A 2631-nucleotide genomic window follows, 5' to 3' on the forward strand; every position below is an offset into this window, starting at 1 on the left:
GCTGGACCAGCGCGGGCACGAAGGCGGGCGTGGCCTCCCGGTACAGCATCAACTGCCGTGCCGTAGGGCCGAATTCGGCCGCGTCGGTCGCGCACCGGGGGCACTCGGCGAGGTGGTCCTCGAAGCGGAAGGTCTCCGCCTCGTCCAGCACGCCGAGCGCGTACGCGCCGACGGCGCGATGCCTTTCCAGGGACCTCATGCCGAATCCTCGTGCCTATGGGTGCGGGTGGGGTTACGCGGTGCACCCATTGGTACGCACCGGACGCCGGAATCACTCAAGCCGCACGCAGAAACCCGATGGGGATTCGGAGCGGCCGGGGCCCCGGATTGGTCCGAGTTCCAACTGGCCGGAAAACGTGCTGCGTTCGGCGTCCGAACGGGCTCAGAACAGATGGATGGCCAGGTGTCCGAGCGGCAGGCCGAGCCGCCAGGCCGGGGTCCACACCTTCGGCCCCTCGTCCTCGCCCCAGGCCGCGCCGCCACCCGGCACCGCGTCCAGGTCGGGCGCGAGCAGCTCGGTCTCCTCCAGCCAGCGCCAGGCGTCCCCCGCGAGCGCCAGGTCCGGGTCGGGAGTCTCCGACGTGGCCGCCTGTGCCGTCAGTTCGGCCATCCGGCCGCCGATCCACTCCCGCCACGGCTGGTCGTACGCCGTCAGCGACAGCCAGGTCTCCAGCTGCGAGACGACCCGGACCCCGGAGAGTTCCCCCTCGGTGTCGGACAGGAAGACGGTGAGCGCCAGCGCGTCCCGGCCCGCCCGGAACTCGAAGGACGTCGGTGGCATCAGATCGCCGGTGCGCAGCAACTCGTCGGCGATGTACTCGGCGTAGAACCAGGCCATCGGGACGGTGAGTTCACCGCCGCCGGCGCCGCTCGTGTATTCGTGACCTCTGTGGAGCATCCCTGCCTGCCTTCCTCCGGTGCGTGCGCGTCGCCCGAACCCGGCCCCCGCCCGGAACACGGATGAGGACAGCTCATGGCCCCGACGGGGGCCACGGCAAGGCGCTTTACCGAGGCTTGACCAGGCGCCCGGTTTCACCGCAGGTCAGTCGCGTATCCCGGAAGAACCTGGCGCAGGGCGCGCAGTGCGTAGTACGCGCGGGACTTCACGGTACCGGGTGGAATGCCCAGGATCTGAGCGGCCTCCGCCACGCTGGCCCCGCGGAAGTACACGAGTACGAGTACGTCACGGTGGTGCGGAGTGAGTGTCTTCACAGCCTCGCGCACATCGAGCGCGGCGGCGGCCCGCTCGGCGTGGTCGGCGGTCACGCGGGCGTTCTCGGGCACCTCGTCCACCACCTCGGGCGGCCGGGCCCGCCGCGCCCGCCGGGCGTCTATGGCCAGCCGCCGGGCGACGGTCAGCAGCCAGGGGCGGGCCGAGGCGAAGTTCTCGGCGCGCAGCGCCTCGGGATGCTGCCAGGCCCGTACGAGGGTCTCCTGCACCAGATCCTCGGCGCGCTGCCGGTCCCCGTCGCTCAGTCGCAGCAGCAGCGCGAAGAGGGGCCGCCCGTGCTCCCGCGCCAGTGCGGCGAGTTCATGCTCGGCGGTCGTCGTCCCTGGGGCAGTGGTCCCGGCCGTCATGGCCGTATGGCAGCGCAGCCCGCCCCCCGGCGACACCCCGCGCGCACGCCGGTGCGACGGGCGGTCGCCAGGGCTCGGTGAACGGTCGGACGAACGGTCACCGGGCGGCCCGGCAGCACCGGATGGGCTAGGGGCTGTTTGCGCGGCTGGTCAGCTTCATACCCATATGCCCGTCAGAGCTTGTCTGTCAATACGACAAGTCCCCTCCGAGAAAGCCGGGGTGAGTTGATGATCGGACGCAGGCACCAGGTGGCCCTCGCGCTGACCGCCGTGCTCGCGGCGGTGGCCGCCTGCCAGCATCAGGACCGGACCGCGTCCGGCGCCGGGCGGCCCGCGCCGGGTGCCGGGAAGGGCTTCACCCTCGTCGCCGCCGGTGGCGTCCAGCCGTACGCGTCCGCGGCCGACCGGGCGGGCTTCGACGCCTCCGGTGGCGGGCACGACTTCCGCCCCATGCTCGCCGGGGCCCGCCCGGCCGTGTCCGGCGCCGACCTGGCGCTGTGCCACCTGGAGCCGGTCCAGGGCGCCGACGGCGACCCGGCCGTCGCCGCATTGCCGTCACTGGCCCAGGGCCTCGCCGCCACCGGCTACGACAGTTGCTCCACCGCCTCCCCGCAGGCCGACGGCCCCGGGATCACCCGCACCCTGAACGCCCTCGACCAGGCGGGCGTACGGCACGCCGGGACCTCCCGCACCGACACCGAGGCCCGCACCGTCACCCTGCTGCGCGCCGGCACCGCCAAGGTCGCCCATCTGTCGTACGCCTACGACACCACCGGGCAGTCCGGCGCCGTGGACCCGGCCGACGCGGGCCGGATCGCCGCCGCCGCGCGGGCCGCCCGGAAGGCGGGCGCCGACGTGGTCGTGCTCTCCGTCAACTGGGGCTCCGCCGGGCAGGACGCCCCGGACGCCGGGCAGGTCACCCTCGCCAAGCAGCTCACGGCCGCCAAGACGGGCGGGCGCCCCGACATCGACCTCGTCCTCGGCGACCACGCGCACGTACCCCAGCCGTACACCACCCAGGTGCCGTCGACCTCCTCGTACGGCTGGGGTACG

General features: G+C 73.4%; 4 protein-coding genes. 1 reads left to right on the plus strand and 3 read right to left on the minus strand.

Annotation, left to right across the window (positions count from 1 at the left end; translation table 11 throughout):
• The 3 genes from CCN33_RS15615 to CCN33_RS15625 form a co-directional block, all read right to left on the minus strand.
• On the minus strand, nt 1-199 hold a 199-nt coding region (locus CCN33_RS15615; protein WP_140394559.1), incomplete at its 3' end, for a zf-HC2 domain-containing protein.
• Nucleotides 200-382: 183 nt separating this feature from the next.
• Nucleotides 383-898 (minus strand): hypothetical protein, encoded by a 516-nt coding sequence (locus CCN33_RS15620; RefSeq protein ID WP_086694222.1) that lies wholly within the window; start codon nt 896-898, stop codon nt 383-385.
• Nucleotides 899-1032: 134 nt separating this feature from the next.
• Entirely contained in the window at nt 1033-1578 is a 546-nt protein-coding gene (locus CCN33_RS15625; RefSeq protein WP_086694223.1) for a sigma-70 family RNA polymerase sigma factor, read from the minus strand.
• Between the two features lie 228 nt (nt 1579-1806).
• Between CCN33_RS15625 and CCN33_RS15630 the strand changes: the two genes are divergently transcribed.
• The coding region (locus CCN33_RS15630) for a CapA family protein (RefSeq protein ID WP_086694224.1) at nt 1807-2631 on the plus strand (825 nt) is incomplete at its 3' end.

Origin of the sequence: Streptomyces recifensis, assembly GCF_002154615.1 — a bacterium.
GTDB lineage: Bacteria > Actinomycetota > Actinomycetes > Streptomycetales > Streptomycetaceae > Streptomyces > Streptomyces griseoluteus.

Coding starts and splice junctions, on each gene's coding strand:
- CCN33_RS15625 (WP_086694223.1), bottom strand. CDS start 1,578: ATGACGGCCGGGACCACTGCCCCAGGGACGACGACCGCCGAGCATGAA.
- CCN33_RS15620 (WP_086694222.1), bottom strand. CDS start 898: ATGCTCCACAGAGGTCACGAATACACGAGCGGCGCCGGCGGCGGTGAA.